The following is a 2461-nucleotide window of genomic DNA, read 5'->3' on the forward strand; positions in this document are numbered from 1 at the left end:
TGCTGGTCGGTTAGCTGCCACCGTTCCTTGGCCATTGAACAACTCCTTTCAATGGCCGGGTATCATAAGCCGTTGTATGACGCAAGCTTAAACTGTGCCTAATGTCAGGTTATGAAATGGGCTCTAATAAACAGGAAGTCGATCAAGACAGTCACATCTCCAATTGTGGGTTCATCGTCACCACTGCCATTGGCGTCACCAACCCGGCTTTCGCAGCATTCGCAGGCATTCCCTAGGCCGTCTCGATCAGAGTCCAGTTGGGTTGGGTTGGGCTCAGTGAGGCAATTGTCACAAAGGTCACCAATGCCGTCATGGTCGATATCCGACTGATCGGGATTCTCAATTTGAGGACAGTTGTCGGTGGCGCATAGGTTCTCCGGGTGGCCGGGATCCCCGAAGCCGTCAAAATCCGAATCAATACAAACATATGGTCCTACACGTAGGACATAGTCTTCAACCTCCCCGACACTGCTCGCCCCACAGGGTTCGATATTGAAAGTCGTCTTGTCCGCAAGCCGCACGCGCATCATCGTGCTGTTTTGAAGTGATTCTCCGGCGAGTAAAGCATCAGCTGGTACGACGAAGGCATTAGTAAACTCGCCCGGGGAAGTGCTGATAAGTGGCAGCATTTCATCAGCCTCGAATGATGTGTTCTGATTCCAATCGAACCACGCTGCTGCAGTATCGGCTACACGCCAATTGTCAACGACAAGATGGAGAGTGTACTCATATGCTTGCTTCAATTCCTCACAGACAACGATTTCACTCGGATCGTACACTCCGTACCCGTCGCAGCCGCTTGTGTTCAGTAACATGATTTCCTGAACGCGGTCTGCTTCGCGCCAAACCGCGACTTCACTGATGAATTCGCCCCCTTGAGCACACAATTCACTCGCGGCCGATGCCTCGCAATACGCGCATTCGACCGCAGTAGCGAGAAAGTTGATCTGGTAAGGAACATGGTAAGGCGTAGGATCACCGGCGGGGTTACCGCCGATCGTAGACCGGGTAGCCGCGAAGTAATAGTCACCCGGGTCGAGAGAATTGTATATCCAGTACCTGTTTAAGTCTGCCGTTGTCGGGAAACCGTAGCCCTGACACCTGGCCGTGCTATAGCCCCTCACGTCTGCGTAGGCGACAGCATAGTCGCCGGAGCACGGGCAACCTGTGAAAACCGGTGCAAAAGCATATGTGCCACCAAAGTTGTACCGGCTTCCATCGGGCGTACCACAGAAGTTGATCTCGAGATTACAGCAGAAGTCGATCGAAACCCCGTGCCATACATTCTGTTCCATGACTACGTCCGGTATGCTGGGCAGGCAATCCCAACCGGACCAGTCAGTGGTCTGATCGGGGATCGAGTACATGACGCCATCCGTCAGTGACACTGGCACCAGTCCACTACAGCCGTCGTTGGCCGGTCGGATCGAGGTTGGGAAGATTTCGATATCCAACTCGCCGACGCCCATGCCGAAGGCAGAGCAGTCACCGTAGTCGGGATTGCCTTCGATATACCAGCCACCGACCCGAATCAAAAAACGATCGCCGGCCGCGCAGGCCACTTCGCAGAACGGAGGACCACCACGCACACCGCAACCGTCATCGGAGCAACCGCCGGGAACTGTTTCCCTCGGATTGATATCTAAACACTCGTCACCGGCATAGACCCACATTTTGTGGTCGGTGTCTCCGTCACACATGCTGATCCGAGCGTAACCAATCGCATCTGCCTGCCAAACGAACCAAGCGTCAGCGCAAACCTCAGAAGGATCGGCGGGAGAACACCGATCGGTGGGAGGGCCGTCGAGAGTGAGTCCTACGTTGTGAACAAAATGGTCCGTAATCGTGCCGACACCGAGATCCTCGGCATTTGTGCAATCATCGTTAGTGAGTGGGTAGTACCTGGCGTCGACGGTTAGCGTGCCACGAAGACCTTCGCAGAAATCAAAAATCTCGAACTTGAATGTCTGGCCAGCCAACAAAATCTGCGACAGAGTGTATCCCGGTCCACCACCACAGTTGCCCCCATAGGCTAAACCGTAAACACCGAGTGCACAATCAAGCGGTCCGGCCATGCCGGTGACGACGGCTACAGGAACTGTACCGTCGTCGCACCAGGTAATGGTATAGAAAGCCGCTGCCGGAGACGTGAAGTTATAGTACAATGCGTTGCCCGCACCGACCAGGTCACCAGCGCATAATCCGGTAGATAAGTCGACAGGGAAAATAGCCTGAGCCGGGATTGACGGGACCGACATCGTAATTTCAATCGGCGCTTCGCAAGTGGTTCCTGGGACCGTCAGATCGACATGAAGTACATACGGCCCAGCCTTGCTAGTGCCATTCCAACTAATATCTCCTAAATAGTTTTAGTGGGGCATTGGGGCGGGCGTGTTTTCTATTCCGCCAGGTCAGATAGCGATAGATGCGCCGGCGTCTGGTCGGGTAGTCTCGATCATCG

General features: G+C 54.2%; 1 protein-coding gene. It reads right to left on the reverse strand.

Features of this window, described 5'->3' with window-relative positions; translation table 11 throughout:
* Positions 1 to 104 precede the first annotated feature (104 nt).
* A complete protein-coding gene (locus AB1772_13340) occupies positions 105 to 2258 on the reverse strand; it encodes a GEVED domain-containing protein (GenBank protein ID MEW5797323.1) in 2154 nt (717 codons plus the stop codon).
* Positions 2259 to 2461 lie beyond the last annotated feature (203 nt).

The sequence above is a fragment of the Candidatus Zixiibacteriota bacterium genome (assembly GCA_040752815.1).
In the GTDB taxonomy this organism is placed as follows: Bacteria; Zixibacteria; MSB-5A5; order GN15; family FEB-12; genus JAGGTI01.